The following is a 19,741-nucleotide window of genomic DNA, read 5'->3' as shown; positions in this document are numbered from 1 at the left end:
ACAAATGCGGATATTTTGGGGCGGGCTACAAAACCCCTCTCTCAGCAACCGCGACGATAGCCGATCCTCAGCCAGCGTGCAGAAGTCGAACTTCAACTCCCACAACGCCCCATGGCAACGAGCCACCTGCCGGGCGCGGCACTTACTGTCGTGTAAAAATTCGCGCCAGTCACTTCTTGTCGGATTTTTTCGGAACGGCCAGCGCCTGTTCCTTATCCGTCGCCTGAGGGTAATCCTGCGGGGAAACCGAGGATTGGTTCTGCAAGGCGCGGTGCTTTCGGATCACTTCGCTGTCATTTTTATTTTTGGCAGCGGTGGGTTTGTCTGTTGATTTACGGTCCATAGTCAATCTCCTTTTGGAGAGAACGAACCGGAAGCAAATGCGCTCCGACCTTTTGGCCGGAGCGCATGGAATTATCAGAAATGCAACGCCCTGCCATAGGCGCTAAGAACGCTTTCATGCATCATCTCGGACAATGTGGGATGCGGGAAGACCGTCTGCATCAGTTCGGCTTCGGTCGTTTCCAACTGCTTGCCAACCGTATAACCCTGGATCAGTTCGGTGACTTCCGCCCCGATCATATGGGCTCCAAGCAATTCGCCGGTCTTTTCATCGAAAACCGTTTTGATGAAGCCTTCCGGCTCACCCAATGCGATGGCTTTGCCATTGCCGATGAAGGGGAAATTGCCGACCTTCACCTTATAGCCAGCTTCCTTCGCCTTTGCTTCGGTCATACCGACACTGGCGATTTGCGGGTGGCAATAGGTACAGGCGGGAATATTGTTTCGGTCGAGGCCGTGCGGATGCACGTCCTTGTTACCCAGTTCCTGCGCGATGGCTTCTGCTGCGGTGACGCCTTCATGGCTGGCCTTATGGGCTAGCCATGGGCCGGGAACGCAATCCCCAATAGCCCACAGGCCCTTGGTTTTGGTCCGTCCGTAATCGTCAATCTGGATAAATCCGCGATCAAGGTCGACGAGCTTATCGATACCGATATTCTCAGTATTGGGCTGAATGCCAATGGCAACGATCACATGGCTATATTCCTCATCGGAAACCTTGCCATCCTTACCCTTGATCTTGGCTTTCACGCCTTTGGCGGTTGTTTCGAGCGCTTCGAGACCAGTGCCGGTGCGGATTGTCATGCCCTGCTTGGTCAATTGCTTTTCCAGGAAGGTCGATACTTCCGCATCTTCCACAGGCACGATCCGGTCGAGCATTTCGACCACGGTCACATCAGCGCCCATGTCATTGTAGAAGCTGGCAAATTCGATGCCGATTGCGCCGGAGCCAATGACCAGCAACTTGCTGGGCATTTCCTTGGGCGTCATCGCATGGCGATAAGTCCACACACGCTCACCATCGGCGGGGGCGAATGGCAAATCGCGGGCACGCGCGCCAGTTGCGACGATGATATGCTTCGCGCTGAGGGTTTCGGTGCCCTTTTCACCCTTCACTTCCAGCGTATTGGCATTTTTCAAAGTGCCCTCGCCCATATGAACAGCGATCTTGTTCTTTTTCATCAGACCGGTGACGCCGCGATTAAGCTGCTTGGCAACACCGCGAGAGCGCTTCACCACGGCTTCCAGATCGGCTTCGATCTGCTTGGCAACCAGGCCATAATCGCCGGCATGCTGCATATAATGAAAGATCTCGGCCGAACGGAGCAGGGCTTTGGTCGGGATGCAGCCCCAATTGAGGCAGATACCGCCAAGCAGTTCGCGCTCCACGATCGCCGTTTTGAGACCCAGCTGAGCAGCGCGGATTGCCGCTACATAGCCGCCGGGGCCGGAACCTAGAACGATTACATCGTATTTCTCTGCCATATTTTCTGCGTCTTCCTGCCAGTCAGTTCACTGCCCGAAATTACGGGCGAAGAATAATCAGCCCGTCAGCCCTTAACGGCTCGCGGGCGGCCATTGTCGTCAATCGCCACGAAAGTAAATGTCGCCTCGGTCACCATTGCGGAGCTGTCCCGGTGGCGTTCACGCCGCCATGCCTCCACTGCTATGGTCATCGAGCTGCTGCCCACCTTGATGATTTCGGTATAGACCGAAACCTCGTCACCAACCTTCACGGGCTGATGAAACTGCATACCGTCCATCGCCACTGTCACGGCGCGTCCGTGCGAATAGCGCGCGGCAGTAAGGCCAGCGGCACTGTCCATCATGCTGACCAGCCAGCCACCGAAAATATCGCCATAGGCGTTGGTGTCGGCCGGCATCGCGCTGACGCGAATGGCCGGTTGCTGATCCTTGCGGCTTTCCTGATCCATTATCTCACCCCGCAATTAGAGAAATGTTGCGCGCCAGAACCCAGCCATATGCGCATGGGCCTGTATAAGGTTCCGGTTCTGCAATCGGAGTGCTGACCCGGCAATCGCCGATTTCCTGATAGGGGCCGGAGGGATAAACAACGCCCTGCCAGCGCCCCTCATGATCGCATAACCACACGATGGTTGAGCGAGACAGCCGCTCCTTTTCCGCTGCGCCTTCATCCGGATAGCTACGGACCGGAATGGACGTGTCCAGCGAGGCGGAGAAGCTGTTTGTATCCGCCAGACCGGTAATCCTGCCAATCGCGGCGCAGGCATCTGCCTCGGCCCCCTCGAGCCCCAGGACAGGGATCTGTTCATCCCTGTCCTGTGCGGCAAGTGAGGAGGACAGCAGCGCCGCCAAAGCGGCAAAGCCTGCGGCCAAACGCATCCTCAGGCAACCAGGCCCAGGGGTGCTTCAACCAGTTCCTTGAAGGCTTTCATCAAACGGGCTCCATCGGCACCGTCGATCGCACGGTGATCGAAACTACCGGTGGCTGACATGACCGTTGCGATCTGCAAGGCATCATCGATGACATAGGGCCGCTTCTCACCTGCACCGATCGCCATGATCATTGCCTGTGGCGGATTGATCACGGCTTCAAACTGCTTGATGCCGAACATGCCCATATTGGACAGCGAGGCAGTACCGCCCTGATATTCCTCGGGTGCCAATTTGCCTTCACGTGCGCGGCCAGCCAGATCCTTCATCTCGGTCGAGATGGACGAGACGGCCTTGGCTCCGGCATCTTCGACGATCGGCGTGATCAGGCCATTGTCGATCGACACGGCCACCGAAATATCGGCGCGGCTGAATTTCAGCAATTTATCGCCAGCAAACTGCACATTGCATTCGGGCACAGCGATGAGAGATTTGGCCAGCGCCTTGATCAACAGATCATTGACCGACAATTTGATGCCCTGCGGCTCCAGCGCTGCATTCAGCTCACTGCGCAGTTTGAGCAAGGCATCGAGGCGAATATCCACGGTCAGATAGATATGCGGCACTTGCTGCTTCGATTCGGTCAGGCGGCGGGCAATCGTCTTGCGCATGCCAGACAGTTTTTCCGCTTCGTGCGGAATGCCAAAATCCTGTGCTTCGACCGGAGCCGGAGCAGCGGTAGGCGCGGGTGCGGAAGTTTTCTCGGACGCAGGCGCAGGCGCTGCTTCAGCCGCTTCAACATCGCCCTTCACGATCCGGCCATTGGGCCCACTGCCTTTGACGGCAGAGAGGTCAACGCCCTTCTGTTCGGCGATCCGGCGAGCGAGCGGCGACGCGATAATGCGATCCCCATCAGCAGCAGATGGCGCGGGCGAAGCTGCGGGTGCCGGAGCAGGACTTGGGGCAGGCGACGCTTTGGGCGCAGGCGCTGATTCAGCAGCCTCTTCCTTCTTCGCTGCCGGGGCGCTGCCGCCCTCGGTGATCGGATCAATGTCAGCGGGGTCTTCCCCCTCTTCAGCAAGCGTGGCGATGATCGCACCGACTTTGACACCTTCGGTGCCCTCTTCAACCTGAATGTGGGCAATGGTGCCCTCATCCACGGCTTCAAATTCCATCGTGGCCTTGTCGGTTTCGATCTCGGCCATAATGTCACCGGCGGATACTTTGTCGCCCACTTTGACCAGCCAGTTGGCCAGTGTGCCTTCTTCCATGGTTGGGGAAAGGGCGGGCATCTTAATGGCGATAGGCATAATCTGGCGAATATTCCTCGTAGCGGTTTGGTTACAGGCGTCTCTGACTAATTTAACATTCGGCTGCAAGGATATTGCACCTTTGTCGCCACAACGGATAGGGGGAATGAGGGAGACGGAACATGCGTATATATCTTGTGATCATGGATGAAACCCAGGAAGCGCGCGTCGCTTTGCGTTTTGCGGCGAGGCGTGCGTCCGATGTGGGCGGACGGGTACAAATACTGGCACTGGTGCCCAAACAGGATTTCAACGCCTTTGCCGGGGTTCAGGCGACGATTGAGGAGGAGGCGCGCGACCGCGCCGAAGTGCTGGCCAACAGCGCTGCCGGAACGCTGCTCAGCGAATCCGGAAAAATGCCGCAAATCACTGTGCGCATGGGTGATGACAAGGTGATGATCCGCGAATATCTTGCTGAACATCCAGAAGTTTCTGCATTGGTTCTGGGTGCTGCGCCCACTGGGAACCCCGGCCCGCTGGTCACACATTTTACCGCCGTGGCCGGTAGTCTGCCCTGCCCGCTGTTCATCATTCCCGGACAATTGACTGACGAGGAAATCGCCACGCTGGCATAAGCTGCGCCAAGCGACCGGAAGTCCCTCTCTCGATAAACCGAAATCAGGGTTCGATTCGCGGCCGTGTAGCGCTGCGGGTTGCGGCCAATCTGGCAGTTGCAGATTGCTGGCCGCTACTTCTTTTTTCGGCCTTGATGCCGGATATTACCCGGCCGCCCACGCTTGCCTTGCATGTGCTTGCCCTTCTTATCCTTATCGCTCTTATCCTTGGGCGCAGCCGGCTTGCCCTTGCGCGGCGGTGGGCGCTTGCCGCGCGGCTCCACGGATGAACCATCCTTACCCGGCAATTCAAATTTCAACGCGCCAGTCAGCGGATTGGCTTCTCCCAACCGCAAATCCAGCATATCGCCCGTGGCGTAAACCTTGCGTGTGCGCTCGCCAATCAGTGCTTTGGCGGCATCGTCGTAATGGAAATAATCCGACCCCAGCGTCGAAACCGGGACCAGGCCGTCCCCGCCCAGCCCGACGATCGTGGCAAAAAAGCCGAAGCTCTGGACACCGGTGATTCGTGTCTGGAAGGTTTCTCCCACCCGGGCGGAGAGCCACGCGGCAACGTAACGATCAACCGTATCACGCTCCGCCTCCATTGCGCGGCGCTCTGTCTGGCTGATCGCGTCGGAGATCTTGGAAAGATCCGCACGGTCCTTCTCCGACAAGCCGGAGTGGGCCGGAATATCCTGTTTCGGTGCTGGCTGTTCCAGATTGTACGCATCGACCAGTGCGCGATGAACCAGCAAATCGGAATACCGCCGGATGGGCGATGTGAAATGCGCATAGCTGCCGAGGGCGAGGCCGAAATGGCCGGCATTTTTCGGGCCATAATACGCCTGCGTCTGGCTGCGCAGCACAGCTTCCATCACCAGCGCTTTTTCCGCCGGGTCGGACACATCCTTGATCATGCGGTTAAACAAACTGGGCGTAATCACCTGACCCAGCGCCAGCTTCTTGTCGAAGGTTTCCAGATAATCGCGCAAGGCGATCAGCTTTTCGCGGCCCGGTGTTTCATGAACGCGATACACTACGGGGCTGGCCTTGCTTTCCAGCGCCTTGGCTGCCGCGACATTGGCGGAGATCATGAAATCCTCAACCACGCGGTGCGCATCCAGTCTTTCCCGCACGGCGATTTCGGCAATGCGGCCCTGATCGTCCAGCACCACCCGCCGCTCTGGCAGGTCAAGATTGAGGGGATCGCGATTATCGCGGGCCGCGGCCAGCGCCTTCCAACAGGCCCATAATCCGGTCAGCTGCGGGTCGTTTTCCCCTTCATCCATCCGGCGCTGCGCTTCTTCATAGGCCATCACCTCATGAATACGCACGACAGCGCGAGAAAAACGCCATTCCTTCAGCTTGCCATCCTGGCCAATGCGCAAATGACATACCATGGAGGCACGGTCTTCGCCCTCGCCCAGTGAACAGACATCCGCGCTGAGGATTTCTGGCAGCATGGGGACCACACGGTCGGGAAAATAAGCTGAATTGCCGCGTTTGCGGGCTTCTTTATCTACGGCGGTGCCGGGGCGGACATAATAGCTGACATCGGCAATAGCGACCACAGCGCGAAAGCCGCCCTCGCCATCTTCCTCTGCCCAGATCGCGTCATCATGGTCGCGTGCATCAGCCGGGTCTATGGCAATGATGGGCAAATGACGAAGATCTTCGCGCGCTTCTGTCGAAACGGGCAGTGTCGCAGCGGTCTCCGCACTATCGAGCGCTTCCTGCGGGAAGACATGCGGGATACCATGCTTGTGAATGGCAATCAGGCTGTAAGCGCGCGGTGCCAGAGGATCGCCCAGCACTTCGACGACTTTCACGCCTGAGTGCGGGGATCGGCCGACCGGCTCCGTCAGCACCAGATTACCGGCCTCGGCCTCACCCAGATCGGCAATTTTGACGGACGTGCGGATCTTCTTATCAACCGGTGCCAGCCAGCCCTGCCCCGAACCATCAATCTCCACGACGCCGAGCATCGCGGCCTGACGATCGACCAGCTTCTTCATCGGATAGGCGCGCCAGCCTTTGCCGGCTTCTTCAGTCCGCGCCAGCACGCGGTCGCCCTTCTTGAGCGCAGGGGCTTTCTTCTTCTCGACAATGCGAATGCGCGGCGGCGGTGTCGCATCATCGGGCTGCCAGGCATCAGGAATGGCGATGGCCTCGCCATCCTCTATATCGACAACCCGGAGCACCGTAACCTTCGGCACGCCGCCCATGCGGTGATAGGCGGTGCGTTTGCCATCGATCAGCCCTTCTTCCGCCATGTCTTTCAACAGGCGCTTAAGGGCGATTCTTTCCTGTCCCTTCAGGCCAAACGCTTTGGATATTTCGCGTTTCCCTGCGGGTTTGTCGGATGTCTGGATAAATTCGAGGACCTGTTCCCTGCTGGGAAGTCCGGTATGTTTGCGGCTGGGCATAGCCACCTATGTGGCGATCCCCCGCAATGAGCACAAGCCAAAGCCTTGGGGGATCACCGAAAAACCATCAATAAGCGCGGGCGACGTAAATCCGTTCAACCGCAGGATCGCCTGTAAAAATACAGGTGCCACCGGCATCCTTTGCATCGGTCGGCACGTTACGGAAGGTGAGTTTGAGTGATTTCAGCTTCTCGACCACCTTTGCAAGCCCCTCACCGGTGGGCCGTGACCATTGGACTTCTACCCAGCCTGGATAGCGCTGATCACTGGAGAAAAACGCCTCGAGATCTTCCATCGTTTCAATGTCACGGCGGATGTTGCGTTCGCGGCGTTCATGCGCACGGTCATACAAATTACGCTGAATAGACCGAAGCAGCGCGCCGATGCTGGCGGTGCAATCCTGATGGCTAGGCCCCTGAACGGCCAGTTTGCCATCCACGCCCCAGAGCCGGTCACGGCGAATGACTGTGACCGTGCCGCTGGCCAGATCGCGTCCACCCACTTCGATAATGATCGGCGCGCCCTTACGCACCCAATCCCAGCGCTTGGCAGCAGCCTTGCCGGGTTTGCGGTCGAGCAGGACGCGGATCGGTTCATCCATCACATGGTCGGACGCAATGGCAGCGCGCAGATTTTCGCAATAGCGCAGCAGCGCCTCGTCTTCCTGCTTATCCCGCAACATCGGGCAGATGATAACCTGCCACGGTGCGATAGAGGGCGGCACACGCAAGCCGTCATCATCACCATGTGTCATGATCAGACCGCCGACCAGACGGGTTGAAACGCCCCAGCTGGTCGTGTGGCACAATTGCTGCTGCCCCTCACGGTCCTGATAAGAAATGTCCGCCGCCTTGGAGAAATTGGTACCCAGATAATGCGATGTGCCCGCCTGCAGGGCCTTGCCATCCTGCATCATCGCTTCGATCGACCAGGTTTCCTCCGCGCCCGGAAAACGCTCATTCTCCGGCTTTTCACCGGCAACGACCGGCATCGCCAGAACGTCTTCGGCAAAGGACCGGTACACTTCGAGCATGCGCAGCGTGTGTTCGCGGGCGTCGATATCATCGGCATGGGCAGTGTGCCCTTCCTGCCAGAGAAATTCGCTCGTCCGCAGGAACATCCGGGTGCGCATTTCCCAGCGCACGACGTTGGCCCATTGGTTGAGCCGCAGCGGCAAATCGCGCCAGCTCTGAATCCACCGGCTCATCGCGTCGCCAAAGATGGTCTCCGACGTCGGACGCACCACCAGAGGCTCTTCCAGCTTTGCTTCCGGGTCGGGAATCAGTCCACCTTTTTCGCCCGGGATCAGGCGGTGATGCGTAACAACCGCCATCTCCTTGGCGAAACCGTCTACATGTTCGGCTTCACGCTCAAAATTGGAGAGCGGAATGAACAGCGGGAAATAGACATTATCGTGCCCGGTCGCCTTGATCCGCTGATCGAGCAGATATTGCATCCGTTCCCAAATGCCATAGCCCCATGGCTTGATGACCATACATCCGCGAACGCCGGATTCCTCCGCCATATCTGCAGCTGAGATGACTTCCTGATACCACTGCGCGAAATCGTCTTCGCGCTTGATCGATAATGCATGACGTATGGATGACACGGTTGTTTCAGTCTCGCGAATCACAAAAGGGGTAAACGGCCCCGATGGCCTTCCGCGCGCTATTTGCCAAGCTTATCGAGCTTCTTCTGGATATCGGCCATCTGTTTGCGCAGTTCGGAAAGGTCTGACGCGCTGTCTGCAGCAGGCTCAGAACCGCCATCTGAAGGGGTTTCACCGCCCTGATTGGGGATGAAAGCGCTGGTGGCCGCTTCAAACATTGCCATGTTCGTTTTCGCAAGTTTGGCGAACGCATCCGGGCCGACTCCGCCGGAAAACGTGTCCTGCAATTTTCGCTGGTTAGCACGGAAACTGTCCATGCTGGCTTCCAGATAGGCCGGCATCAGCGATTGCATGGAATTGCCATACATTGAAATAAGCTGGCGCAGGAAACTGACCGGCAGCATCTGCTCCCCGGCGGCTTCTTCCTCCATGATAATCTGGGTCAGGATCGCATGGGTGATGTCATTGCCGGTCTTGGCATCCAGCACCTTGAAATCCGTCCCCTCGCGCGTCATCCGAGCAAGATCATCAAGCGTGATATAGCTTGAGGAACTGGTGTTGTAGAGCCGCCGATTGGCGTACTTCTTGATGATAACCTGACCGGTGTCGTTCTCTTGCTTGGCCATGGACTATAAGCCTCCTGTTGCCAGATCTATTTAGCACTTGCAGTATTTGCAGCGCAACATCAGGATTTTGCTCGAAGTATCAACGCAAGCGAAGCCCTAATATGGTAAGCAGTTCGTATTGGGACAATTGCGAACGGTCTGAAACCATTCGCAAATCATAGGGCAGATTGACCCAGTCGCCTTCGCGCAGATCGGGCGCCTGACCAATGTCGACGATCGTCATATCCATCGATATATTACCCAAAACGGGCAGTTTCTTGCGGTCAAATTCGAGATAAGGGGTCTGCTGAAGACGAAGCAGACCATCTGCATAGCCGAGCGATATCACCGCAACATTCATCGGCCCCGGCGCCACGAAGCGCGCATTATAGCCCACGCTGTCGCCAGCCTGAAGACGGCGTTTTTGGATCACGGCTGCTTGGGGAATCGCGACCTGCCTGATGTTGCCCGCCATTTCAGGCCGGGCGATGCCGCCGTAAAGCGATAATCCGGGTCGAGTCAGATCGAAATGATAATCACGCCCCAGCATGATTCCCGCGCTGTTGGCCAGACTGAAACGGCGCGCGGGAAGCTGCGCAAAAGCCGCCCGAGATCGTTCCAGCTGCAGAGCATTTTGCGCAACATCTTCATCGGCAGATGCGAGGTGAGACATCGCAAGGTCGATATCCAGCGCAGCAATAACGGGATCGGACACGTCTTCCAAAGACAGGCCCAGCCTGCTCATCCCGCTATCGACCATGACATGACACAGGCCGCCACCGCTTTCCTGCCATACTCGTGCCTGATGCAGGCTGTTGATCACAGGCCGGATGCCGTGACGAATTCCGTACTCGGCCTCCTCCCGGTTAACCGCCCCGTGCAGAACCGATATCCGATGCGCCGGAATGTGCCGTGCAACAGAGTGTGCCTCGCTCCAATGGGCAACAAAAAAATCCTGAACACCGGCATCTCGCAGGACAGGGACCACACGGTCCGCGCCCAAGCCATAGCCATCCGCTTTCACCGCAGCACCGGCCTGCGCGCTTCCCGACATCCTGTTCAGATAGCGCCAATTCTCCGCCAAGGCCGATTGATCAAGCGCCAGACGCAATGTGCGGGGGGGAAGATGGGAAGTTTCTGTCACGTAAAACCCTGTTTATGACCAGGCTCAGGGAGAAAATGTCAGGCTTGGGCAGCGACGAGCGAGGAATGCGCAAATGCATCCAGCGAGGCATTCCACGCCAGAAGAATTGCGCCATGCCGTCCCGGAAAAGCACGCGCCGCGCCAATTTTTTCAATTCCCGGCCAGTCAGGTGCAGTCTCATCACCGGAGAGCCAATCGCGCAAACGATCGCGGGCGGCACGAATGTCCTGTTCATCCCGGCCAATGGCCTGTTCCGCAAAAATAAAGGCACTGGCCTGCCCGATGGCGCAGGATTGTACGCGAAACCCGATTTGGGAAATTCGCGCTTCCTTATCGAGGTCCAGATCCACATCCAGCGTGCTGCCGCAACTTTGCGAACGCGCGCTGCCATGCAGCGCTAGATCAGGCCTGGGCGGGAATTCTGCCAAGCGAACCGTCAGAGCAAGCAGCTCAGGCGTGTAGAGCTTTTCGGAACTGCTCATTCAGGAATCCAGATCAGCCGTATCGTCACTGCGCAAGGCACTGCGGCGTTCATCAATGAGCTGAACGAGCGCTTCGGAACTGGCATTCACGAAAGGATAGGTGCGCGCATCCTTGATCCATGCCGGACGGCCGCTCGGCCCCCAAACGGTGTCATAACCAAGAACAAGAAGCGAAAATGCCATAATGACGATGATGACGCCCTTCACCGCGCCGAATCCGAAACCCAGTACACGGTCAATCGGACCAAGAACCGAACGCCGGGATGCCCTGCCCGCCCAGCCCGCAATCAGTTTCATGCCAGCATAGGGGATGAGCATCAGCAGCGCGAAGGCGAGAATGGCGGCGCCCGATGCGCTGCCGACATAATCGAACAAGGCATCGGTCAGGTCAGTGTGCAGATAATGGATGGCAAAAACGGCCAATATCCAAGCGGCAAGCGAAAGCACTTCCTGAACGAAGCCGCGCAAGAACCCACCTATCGCGCCGACACCGACGATAATAAGAACGAGAATATCAAATCCGCTCATCTCAGAACCGGGCTTATTCGGATGCCACGATCCGGTCAACGAGCTTTGGCAATATCGACAATTCTTCGCAGTGTATGCCCGATACGCCCTGCCCGCATTCAGGCGGACCGAAGCCTTGATCGAAGCCAAGCTTGGCCGCTTCTTTCATTCGCAATCCGGCATGAGCGACCGGGCGTACTTCCCCCGCCAGAGACACTTCACCCAGCCATACGGACCGCGCCGCCAAGGGCTTGTCCGCAAGTGCAGATACCAATGCCGCGGCGACTGCAAGGTCAGCTGCCGGGTCCGATAATCGGTAACCACCTGAGACGTTGAGATAGACTTCCGCCGTCGAGAAATTGAGACCGCAGCGCGATTCCAGCACCGCGAGCAACATAGCAAGACGCCCAGTGTCCCAGCCAACCACTGCACGGCGCGGGGTTGCGCCACTTTGCAGTCTGACGATCAGCGCCTGGATCTCGATCAAAACGGGGCGGGTCCCCTCGATTGCAGGGAAGATCGCGCTGCCTGCCATCGGCTCTTCGCGACCGGAAAGAAACAGCATGGAGGGATTGGGTACTTCTTCCAGGCCCTGCCCGGCCATGGCGAATACACCGATTTCGTCCACTGCACCAAAGCGGTTCTTCAATGCGCGGAGAATACGATATTGATGGCTTCGCTCACCTTCAAAGCTCATCACGACATCGACCATATGTTCGAGCACGCGCGGGCCGGCGATCGTTCCGTCCTTGGTGACATGGCCCACCAAAATCAGCGCAGCGCCGCTCTGTTTGGCATAACGGATCAATTCAAATGCACAGCCGCGAACCTGACTGACCGTGCCGGGCGCGCCTTCAATCGTGTCCGAATGCATCGTCTGGATTGAATCGATTACCAGCAATGCGGGTGGCTCCATCGCATGAAGCGTAGTCAGAATGTCACGAACAGAGGTTGCCGAAGCGAGACGGATCGGGGCATCCTTATACCCCAGCCTCTCGGCCCGCATACGGACCTGTCCAGAGGCTTCCTCACCGCTGACATAGACCACTTCCCGCCCGCTGCGCGCAATCGCGGCGGAGGCCTGCAGCAGCAGGGTTGATTTGCCTATTCCCGGATCGCCGCCCATCAATATGGCTGAACCGGGCACCAGCCCACCACCCAAGGCGCGATCAAGTTCATTGAGGCCGGTTGTCTGACGCTTCAACGCCTTGCCCGGCACATCGAGCGGAACAAACTCTATCCGCCGCCCTCCGCTCGATAGATCATGCTTCTGTGAAAAAACGCTGGCAGGCGTATCTTCCACAAGAGTGTTCCATTCCGCGCAGTCTGGACACTGGCCCTGCCAGCGATGCGACACACTGCCGCAGGCCTGACAGATATATCTACGTTTGGTTTTCGCCATGGATCAACAGATAATCGGAACAAAAATAGAACGCAAGATCGGTTGAGCTATATTTTCAGGTGGCAAGATTATTCATCCTGAGGCTGAAGAGGGCGATCCTGAAGCAGCAGAAGTGTCAGCAGCTATGATATTTGCTGAGGGTCAGGGATTTTTGGAAAACCGCTCAACCAGTGCGTTGGCGGCTTTCGATACGTCAGACCACGTCACTTCAAAGCCCTCATCACCGCCAAAATACGGGTCTGCCACGGGCTCGCCCTCATGACCGGGCACGACATCCATCAGCAGGGAGATTTCGGCTGTGCTGTCAGCCGGACAGCGGTCACGGATTACCTCAAGGTTGTCGTGATCCAGCGCGAAGATGTAATCAAAGCGCGTATAATCCTCTGCGGCCAATTGGCGCCCGCGCAGCATGTCGAGGTCCACACCCTTGCGCCGGGCGATGGAGCGCGCGCGAATGTCTGGTGCCTCGCCAATATGCCAATTGCCAGTGCCGCAGGAATCCACCTTTATGTCCAGCCCCGCCCGCTCCGCTGCCTCGCGCATAGCGCCTTCGGCCAAGGGTGACCGGCAGATATTGCCGAGGCAAACGAAGAGAACGGTTGTCTGGGTCATTCGGTCAGGTCGGTCCACGCATTCTTGAGTTTGTCAAGAAAGCCGCGGCATTCGGGGCATTCATCACCGGTTTCAGTTTCCTGAAATTCCCGCAGCAATTCTTTCTGTCGGGCAGAGAGCCTGGTGGGCGTTTCAACCGCGACTTCCACGACCAGATCGCCGCGGCCGCGGCCCTGCAGAACGGGCATACCTGCACCGCGTTTACGCAGCTGCTTGCCCGACTGGATACCCGCCGGGATGGTGATTTCGTGCATCTCGCCATCCATGCCGGGAATGTTCACAGAACCGCCCAGCGCGGCAACCGTAAAGCTGATCGGCAGACGCGCGAACAACACGGTTCCTTCACGCTCAAACACACTGTGCTTGCGGATATGAAGGAAGATATAGAGGTCGCCCGGAGGAGCGCCCATCGGCCCAGCTTCACCCTTGCCGGAAAGGCGGATACGGGTGCCATTATCTACGCCTGGCGGGATATTCACTTCAAGCGACTGGATTTCATCCACCCGCCCTTCGCCGCGGCAATCACGGCACGGTTTTTCGATGACTTCACCGCGGCCATGGCAATTCGGACACGGGCGTTCGACGATAAACAGGCCCTGCTGAGCGCGAACCTTCCCGTGACCATGACACAAATCACAGCCTCGCTTAGACGTGCCCGGCTCTGCTCCGGTGCCTTCGCACGTGCCGCACTGAACGGAAACCTCGACCTCGATTTCGGTCTGTTTGCCGTGGAAGGCTTCTTCCAGGCCAATTTCCATATCATAGCGCATATCAGCGCCACGGCGCGGGCGAGCGCGTCCACCACCACCGCCAAATGCATTGCCGAAAATGGTTTCAAAAATATCGCCGATATCTTCAAAATCGCCCTGGGGTCCGGCGCCGCCGCCACCGCCCATGCCCTGCTGGAAGGCAGCATGGCCATAGCGATCATACGCCGCGCGCTTTTGCGGGTCTTTCAGACATTCATATGCAGCGCTGCAGGCTTTGAATTTTGCTTCGCTCTCAGCGTCACCCGGATTGCGATCGGGGTGATAACGCATCGCCATGCGGCGATAAGCGGATTTAATCGTCTTGTCGTCGGCGTTACGCTCAACTTCAAGCAGTTCGTAAAAGTCGATTTCGGTAGCAGCCATAAAGTCCCCTTACCAAACCGAACCGCCACTGGCGCATGAACTGCACCAGTGGCGGCTGAGTTTTCAAATCAGGACGATCAGCCCTTGTTCTCGTCGTCAACTTCGGAGAATTCCGCGTCGACAACATCTTCGTCGGCCTGACTGGTTGCGCCTTCTGCACCCTGATCGGCAGAACCGCCCGCAGCCTGTTCCTTCTCATAGATCTGCTGACCGATCTTCATGGCGAGTTCGGTCAGGGCCTGACCTTTTTCCTTGATCGCCTCGACATCGTCGCCTTCCAGCGCGGTCTTGGTTTCGGCAATCGCGGCTTCGACCTGGCCCTTGAGCTCGTCATCGATCTTGTCGGCATGCTCGGAAAGCTGCTTCTCGGTCGCATGAACAAGGCTTTCCGTGTTGTTGCGCGCTTCGGCGCTTTCACGGCGTTTCTTGTCCTCGTCCGCAAACTTCTCGGCATCCTGAACCATCTGATCAATGTCGGTTTCCGACAGACCACCAGAAGCCTGAATACGGATCTGCTGCTCCTTGCCGGTGCCCTTATCCTTGGCCGAAACATTCACAATGCCGTTGGCGTCGATGTCAAAGGTCACTTCGATCTGCGGGACACCGCGCGGTGCAGCCGGAATGCCCATCAAGTCAAACTGACCGAGCATTTTGTTGTCCTGCGCCATCTCACGTTCACCCTGGAACACGCGGATGGTCACGGCCTGCTGGTTGTCTTCGGCAGTCGAATAGACCTGCGTCTTCTTTGACGGGATCGTCGTGTTGCGGTCGATCATCTTGGTCATGATGCCGCCGAGCGTTTCAATGCCCAGCGAAAGCGGGGTCACGTCGAGCAGCAGAACGTCCTTGACGTCGCCTTGCAGAACACCGGCCTGAATGGCAGCGCCCATAGCCACGACTTCATCGGGGTTAACGCCGGTATGCGGCTGTTTACCGAAGAATTTCTCAACCACTTCGCGCACCTTGGGCATGCGGGTCATACCGCCGACCAGCACGACTTCATCGATGCCGCCCTTGTCGAGCCCGGCATCAGCCAGAGCTTTTTTGCAAGGTTCCAGCGTGCGCTGGATCAGCTTTTCGACCAGCTGTTCAAGCTGCGAGCGGCTGAGCGTTTCGACGAGGTGAAGCGGGGTGGAAGATCCACCTTCCATGCGGGCGGTGATGAAGGGCAGGTTGACTTCGGTCGTCTGCGAGCTGGACAGTTCGATCTTGGCCTTCTCAGCGGCTTCCTTCAAACGCTGCAGCGCAAGCTTGTCCTTGCGCAGGTCCATATTTTCCTTCTTCTCGAACTGGTCAGCCAGATATTCGACAATCGCGCTGTCGAAATCTTCGCCGCCGAGGAAGGTGTCGCCATTGGTCGACTTCACTTCGAACACGCCATCACCGATTTCGAGAACCGAGATGTCGAACGTACCGCCGCCAAGGTCATAAACGGCGATCGTCTTGCCGTCTTCCTTGTCGAGACCGTAAGCCAGAGCCGCAGCAGTCGGCTCATTGATGATGCGGAGCACTTCAAGACCTGCGATCTGGCCGGCATCCTTGGTTGCCTGGCGCTGCGCGTCATTGAAATATGCAGGAACGGTGATGACCGCCTGTTCAACCGTTTCGCCAAGATAGCTCTCAGCGGTTTCCTTCATCTTCTGAAGAATGAACGCGGAGATCTGCGACGGGCTGTATTCATTGCCGCCGGCTTCAACCCATGCATCGCCATTTTTGCCTTTGACGATATCATAGGGAACCAGGCCCTGATCCTTCTTGGTGGTCGGATCATCATAACGCCGGCCGATCAAACGCTTGATCGCAAACAGCGTATTATCAGGATTGGTTACTGCCTGGCGCTTTGCGGGCTGGCCGATCAGACGTTCGCCATCCTTGGTGAAAGCGGTGATGGAAGGCGTGGTGCGCGCGCCTTCGGAATTTTCAATGACCTTGGGTTTGCCCCCGTCCATCACAGCAATACAGCTGTTCGTCGTTCCAAGATCGATACCAATTACTTTGGCCATGGTTTCCCCATTTCCTCTTCTATGTCTGGACACCGCACATTAGGCTTCCCGTTCACGGCGAAACCTTTTCGGCGGCTCGGTTAACGCGGGCGATATAGGGGTGGTTTTGCTTGGCACAAGGGATCAAGCGAGTTAGAAAATGTATACGATAACAGGAGGGAATGCCGTGAAGACTCTAATTTCTGCCGTGATGATCGCCACAACAAGCCTCAGTCTTGCTGCTTGTAACAGCCAGACTGAAGAGCCAGTCGAGGCTGCGCCGGAAGGACCTGAGGGTATTTCCGTTGAAAATGCGCGGCTTATGCTGCCGCCAGTTTCAGGCAATCCCGCCGCAATCTATTTTGATGTTTTGAATGACGGGACGACGGATATGGTCATCCGCGCCGTGTCGGTCGAAGGCGCAGATAGCGCAGTCATTCATAAAATGGGTACGTGGTCGGGCGAAGAAGTGATGAATGATGTCTTCCAGCTGGCTGTGCCCGCAGGAGCATCTACCAAGCTTATTCCCGGCGAAATGCACGTCATGGCAGAGGGCCTTCCTGATACGCTGAAGCCGGGCGATTCCATTGAAGTGACACTCACTTTTGCCGGCGGTGACAAATACAGCTTTCCGACAGAAGTCCGCGCGGCCGGCGATGATCGCGATGCCCCAGACGGAGACGGCGACGCCAGCGATAGCCAATAATGCATGATGCGGCGAAGGCGCTATGTCCGCCGGGAGGCGAAAGGCGGCTTACCCATGGAGAAACCGCCCTCGCCCGCACTGTGTTCGGCAATGCCATTGAGTATGGGAATGTTCGGATAGTCAGGCGGAAATGGTTTCCGTTCCAGCCACGCGGCACCGTAATGGCACCGCGCGGGGCTATCCATTTTCACCCTCGCGGTCCGTTTTATTGCGATGATTTTGCTGAAGCCTCTTTAACCCATCAGGGGCTGTTCATTCATGAAATGACGCATGTGTGGCAAACCACGCAGCGCGGCGAATATTACCTGGTCCTGCACCGCCACCCATTCTGCAGCTATGATTACAGCCTGAAACCGGGATGGAAACTGGAACGCTATGGCATTGAACAGCAGGCCGAAATCGTTCGCCATGCTTTCCTGCTACGCAATGGATTGAAACTTGCAGGCGTATCCGATGGCGCAGCCTACGATCTGCTGGTGAATTTTCCGGGCGCACAATAACAAAAAGGCGCGGCCACCCGGCCACGCCTTTTCAATTCGCTATTCACATAGCTTTTATCGTCTGTCGCAATCGACGCGATATTCATCGCCATAACGATCACGGCGATAGCATTTGCCATCCTTCTTGATCAAAGCCCCGCCAACAGCACCGGCAGCGGCACCGATAGCGGCGCCCTGCCCAACATTTTCGCCCGTGGCCGCGGCCACACCAGCACCAGCAGCCGCACCAGCAAGGCCGCCTTCAACGCCGTAATTGTCGGCGCAAGCTGCCAGGGAGAGGGCCGAACCCAAGATTACCGGCGCAAGCAAAATCCTCTTGATCATTACATTATCCTTAAAAACTGCCTGCCCTACTTACGTTGGTAAAACAGGCTAGTTCCAACGGACTGTCTGATTAGTCGGGCTTCTTGGCGACAGCCACCATCGCGGGGCGCAGCAATCGGTCCTTGATCATATATCCAGCCTGCATTTCCTGAACCACAATGCCCGGTTCGGCATCATCGGTCGGAACTTCCAGCATTGCCTCGTGGGTATTCGGGTCCAGCGGAAGCCCCATGGCCCCGATCCGGGTGATGCCATGCTGCGTGAAGACCTTGTCGATTTCGCGCTGCGTCGCTTCGATACCCTGAACCAGACCCTTGAACTTCTCATCTTCCCGCAATTCAGCAGGTACGGCATCCATGGCCCGGCGCATATTGTCCGCCACGCTCAAGATGTCGCGCGCAAAACTGGTGGCGGCATAGGCACGCGCATCGGACACTTCCTTCTCAAGCCGTCTCCTGACATTTTGCGTGTCAGCCTTTGCATAAAGCACATCCTGCTTCGCCGCATCCAGTTCTTCGCGAAGCTGGGACAGTTCGTCCGAATTGCCCTCTTCCGCAGCGTCATCGCCCTGGTCGAGCATGTCCTCTGGTACACCCTTCAATTCTTCGGCAACCGCGTCGTCGCGTGTGTCCGGCTTTTCATCCATCATGTTTAAATTTCTTCCAGCTATCCAATAAGCTTGCCCAGGCTCCGGGCAGTGAAGTCCACCATGGGGACGACTCTTGCGTAATTCAACCGTGTGGGCCCTATTACACCCAGCACGCCAACCACTCTTCCCTCGCGGTCGCGATAGGGAGAAGCAATGACCGAACTGCCGGAAAGACCGAACAGGCGGTTTTCAGAACCGATGAAGATCCGCGCGGATTCTGCTTCGCGCGCACTCTCCAGCAATTCCGATACAGATTGTTTATTTTCCAGATCATCAATCAGCGACCGAACGCGTTCGATGTCGCCGAGCGCCTCTTCATCGAGCAGATTGGCTTGACCGCGCACGATCAGCACGGGCCGTTCGGAGGCGTCTTTTGTCCATATCGCCAAACCGCGCTCCACCAGCTCGCGGCTGGCCGTGTCGAGTTGTGACTGGCCGGAGGAAACTTCTTTCCTGATTGCCGAAGCCGCATCCTCCAATGTTCGTCCATTCAGACGAGCGGTGATGTAGTTGGTCGCTTGCTGCAAACTGGCAATGGATGTCCCGGCGGGAATGTCCAGCAGGCGGTTCTCGATGCTGCCATCCTGCCCCACCAGCACCACCAGAGCTCGTCTTTCATCAAGCTGCACCAGATTCATCTGGCTCAGATTGGGTTCACGGCGCGGCACCATCACCACGCCGGCTGCGGCGGAAATATCGGATAGAACCGAGCTGGTCGCCTCCAGAGCCTGCTCGATCGCTCCATGTTCGGAAAGCCGGCGCTCGATGACCCCGCGTTCATGCAAAGTCGGTTCGGCCACCTGCATCATGCCATCAACGAACAGGCGCAAACCGATCTCTGTCGGCATCCGACCAGCGCTGGTATGCGGCGCGGCCAACAGACCAAGTGCTTCGAGGTCGCTCAGCACCGAACGGATCGAGGCTGGCGACAAATTGACCTTCCCCCCGGCGGCAATCGCCTTTGACCCCAGGGGCTGGCCGTTATCGATATAGCCTTCCACCACGAGACGGAAAATCTCGCGGGCGCGATCGGTCAATTCTGAAACTGGGGGCGATGCCATGGTCACTACAACTTAATCGTTCCCTGCCGCACCAC

21 protein-coding genes are annotated in these 19,741 nt (G+C 57.4%); 3 read left to right on the top strand and 18 right to left on the bottom strand.

Going from position 1 to position 19,741, the window contains the following annotated elements; translation table 11 throughout:
• Window positions 1-169: 169 nt before the first annotated feature.
• From GRI91_RS01825 to GRI91_RS01805, 5 genes are all read right to left on the bottom strand, one after another.
• A complete protein-coding gene (locus tag GRI91_RS01825) occupies window positions 170-343 on the bottom strand; it encodes a hypothetical protein (RefSeq protein ID WP_160734923.1) in 174 nt (57 codons plus the stop codon).
• Between the two features lie 74 nt (window positions 344-417).
• Window positions 418-1,827, bottom strand: a complete 1,410-nt coding sequence (gene lpdA / locus GRI91_RS01820; RefSeq protein WP_160734922.1) for a dihydrolipoyl dehydrogenase — start codon at window positions 1,825-1,827, stop codon at window positions 418-420.
• Window positions 1,828-1,892: 65 nt separating this feature from the next.
• A complete protein-coding gene (locus GRI91_RS01815; protein ID WP_160734921.1) occupies window positions 1,893-2,276 on the bottom strand; it encodes an acyl-CoA thioesterase in 384 nt (127 codons plus the stop codon).
• 4 nt (window positions 2,277-2,280) lie between these two features.
• A complete protein-coding gene (locus GRI91_RS01810) occupies window positions 2,281-2,706 on the bottom strand; it encodes a hypothetical protein (protein ID WP_160734920.1) in 426 nt (141 codons plus the stop codon).
• A gap of 2 nt (window positions 2,707-2,708) precedes the next feature.
• On the bottom strand, window positions 2,709-4,007 hold the full coding sequence (locus GRI91_RS01805) for a pyruvate dehydrogenase complex dihydrolipoamide acetyltransferase (protein WP_160734919.1): 1,299 nt from the start codon (window positions 4,005-4,007) through the stop codon (window positions 2,709-2,711).
• A gap of 122 nt (window positions 4,008-4,129) precedes the next feature.
• Between GRI91_RS01805 and GRI91_RS01800 the strand changes: the two genes are divergently transcribed.
• Window positions 4,130-4,582: a universal stress protein gene (locus GRI91_RS01800; RefSeq protein ID WP_160734918.1), complete on the top strand. Its 453-nt coding sequence runs from the start codon at window positions 4,130-4,132 to the stop codon at window positions 4,580-4,582.
• A gap of 113 nt (window positions 4,583-4,695) precedes the next feature.
• Here the strand turns inward: GRI91_RS01800 and rnr are convergent, their stop codons facing one another.
• From rnr to dnaK, 10 genes are all read right to left on the bottom strand, one after another.
• Window positions 4,696-6,990 (bottom strand): ribonuclease R, encoded by a 2,295-nt coding sequence (gene rnr / locus GRI91_RS01795; protein WP_160735331.1) that lies wholly within the window; start codon window positions 6,988-6,990, stop codon window positions 4,696-4,698.
• A 67-nt stretch (window positions 6,991-7,057) separates the two neighbouring features.
• A complete protein-coding gene (gene proS / locus GRI91_RS01790) occupies window positions 7,058-8,599 on the bottom strand; it encodes a proline--tRNA ligase (protein ID WP_160734917.1) in 1,542 nt (513 codons plus the stop codon).
• Window positions 8,600-8,658: 59 nt separating this feature from the next.
• Entirely contained in the window at window positions 8,659-9,225 is a 567-nt protein-coding gene (phaR, locus tag GRI91_RS01785) for a polyhydroxyalkanoate synthesis repressor PhaR (RefSeq protein WP_160734916.1), read from the bottom strand.
• Between the two features lie 79 nt (window positions 9,226-9,304).
• Entirely contained in the window at window positions 9,305-10,348 is a 1,044-nt protein-coding gene (gene alr, locus GRI91_RS01780; RefSeq protein WP_160734915.1) for an alanine racemase, read from the bottom strand.
• A gap of 38 nt (window positions 10,349-10,386) precedes the next feature.
• On the bottom strand, window positions 10,387-10,830 hold the full coding sequence (locus GRI91_RS01775; RefSeq protein WP_160734914.1) for an iron-sulfur cluster assembly scaffold protein: 444 nt from the start codon (window positions 10,828-10,830) through the stop codon (window positions 10,387-10,389).
• Entirely contained in the window at window positions 10,831-11,358 is a 528-nt protein-coding gene (locus GRI91_RS01770) for a CvpA family protein (protein WP_160734913.1), read from the bottom strand.
• Window positions 11,359-11,371: 13 nt separating this feature from the next.
• On the bottom strand, window positions 11,372-12,739 hold the full coding sequence (gene radA / locus GRI91_RS01765; RefSeq protein WP_160734912.1) for a DNA repair protein RadA: 1,368 nt from the start codon (window positions 12,737-12,739) through the stop codon (window positions 11,372-11,374).
• Between the two features lie 141 nt (window positions 12,740-12,880).
• Entirely contained in the window at window positions 12,881-13,351 is a 471-nt protein-coding gene (locus GRI91_RS01760) for a low molecular weight protein-tyrosine-phosphatase (protein ID WP_160734911.1), read from the bottom strand.
• The gene (gene dnaJ / locus GRI91_RS01755) at window positions 13,348-14,484 is read right to left on the bottom strand and encodes a molecular chaperone DnaJ (protein ID WP_160734910.1); all 1,137 of its coding nucleotides are present in this window, start codon (window positions 14,482-14,484) and stop codon (window positions 13,348-13,350) included. Before dnaJ ends, GRI91_RS01760 begins: the two co-directional genes overlap by 4 nt.
• Before the next feature lie 77 nt (window positions 14,485-14,561).
• A complete protein-coding gene (dnaK, locus tag GRI91_RS01750; protein WP_160734909.1) occupies window positions 14,562-16,487 on the bottom strand; it encodes a molecular chaperone DnaK in 1,926 nt (641 codons plus the stop codon).
• Between the two features lie 166 nt (window positions 16,488-16,653).
• Between dnaK and GRI91_RS01745 the strand changes: the two genes are divergently transcribed.
• The gene (locus GRI91_RS01745; protein ID WP_160734908.1) at window positions 16,654-17,172 is read left to right on the top strand and encodes a copper chaperone PCu(A)C domain-containing protein; all 519 of its coding nucleotides are present in this window, start codon (window positions 16,654-16,656) and stop codon (window positions 17,170-17,172) included.
• Window positions 17,172-17,672: a vgr related protein gene (locus GRI91_RS01740; RefSeq protein ID WP_160734907.1), complete on the top strand. Its 501-nt coding sequence runs from the start codon at window positions 17,172-17,174 to the stop codon at window positions 17,670-17,672. Before GRI91_RS01745 ends, GRI91_RS01740 begins: the two co-directional genes overlap by 1 nt.
• 54 nt (window positions 17,673-17,726) lie before the next feature.
• On the opposite strand, the gene GRI91_RS01735 is transcribed toward GRI91_RS01740, so the two are convergent.
• From GRI91_RS01735 to hrcA, 3 genes are all read right to left on the bottom strand, one after another.
• Window positions 17,727-17,996 (bottom strand): YMGG-like glycine zipper-containing protein, encoded by a 270-nt coding sequence (locus GRI91_RS01735; RefSeq protein ID WP_160734906.1) that lies wholly within the window; start codon window positions 17,994-17,996, stop codon window positions 17,727-17,729.
• 70 nt (window positions 17,997-18,066) lie between these two features.
• Window positions 18,067-18,645, bottom strand: coding sequence for a nucleotide exchange factor GrpE (gene grpE / locus GRI91_RS01730; protein WP_160734905.1), 579 nt, complete (start codon window positions 18,643-18,645; stop codon window positions 18,067-18,069).
• Window positions 18,646-18,662: 17 nt separating this feature from the next.
• Window positions 18,663-19,706: a heat-inducible transcriptional repressor HrcA gene (gene hrcA / locus GRI91_RS01725; protein ID WP_160734904.1), complete on the bottom strand. Its 1,044-nt coding sequence runs from the start codon at window positions 19,704-19,706 to the stop codon at window positions 18,663-18,665.
• Window positions 19,707-19,741 lie beyond the last annotated feature (35 nt).

The sequence above is a fragment of the Altericroceibacterium endophyticum genome, assembly GCF_009827595.1.
In the GTDB taxonomy this organism is placed as follows: Bacteria; Pseudomonadota; Alphaproteobacteria; order Sphingomonadales; family Sphingomonadaceae; genus Altericroceibacterium; species Altericroceibacterium endophyticum.
Note: the sequence above shows the minus strand (reverse complement) of the source record. Positions and strands in the feature narration are given on the sequence as shown.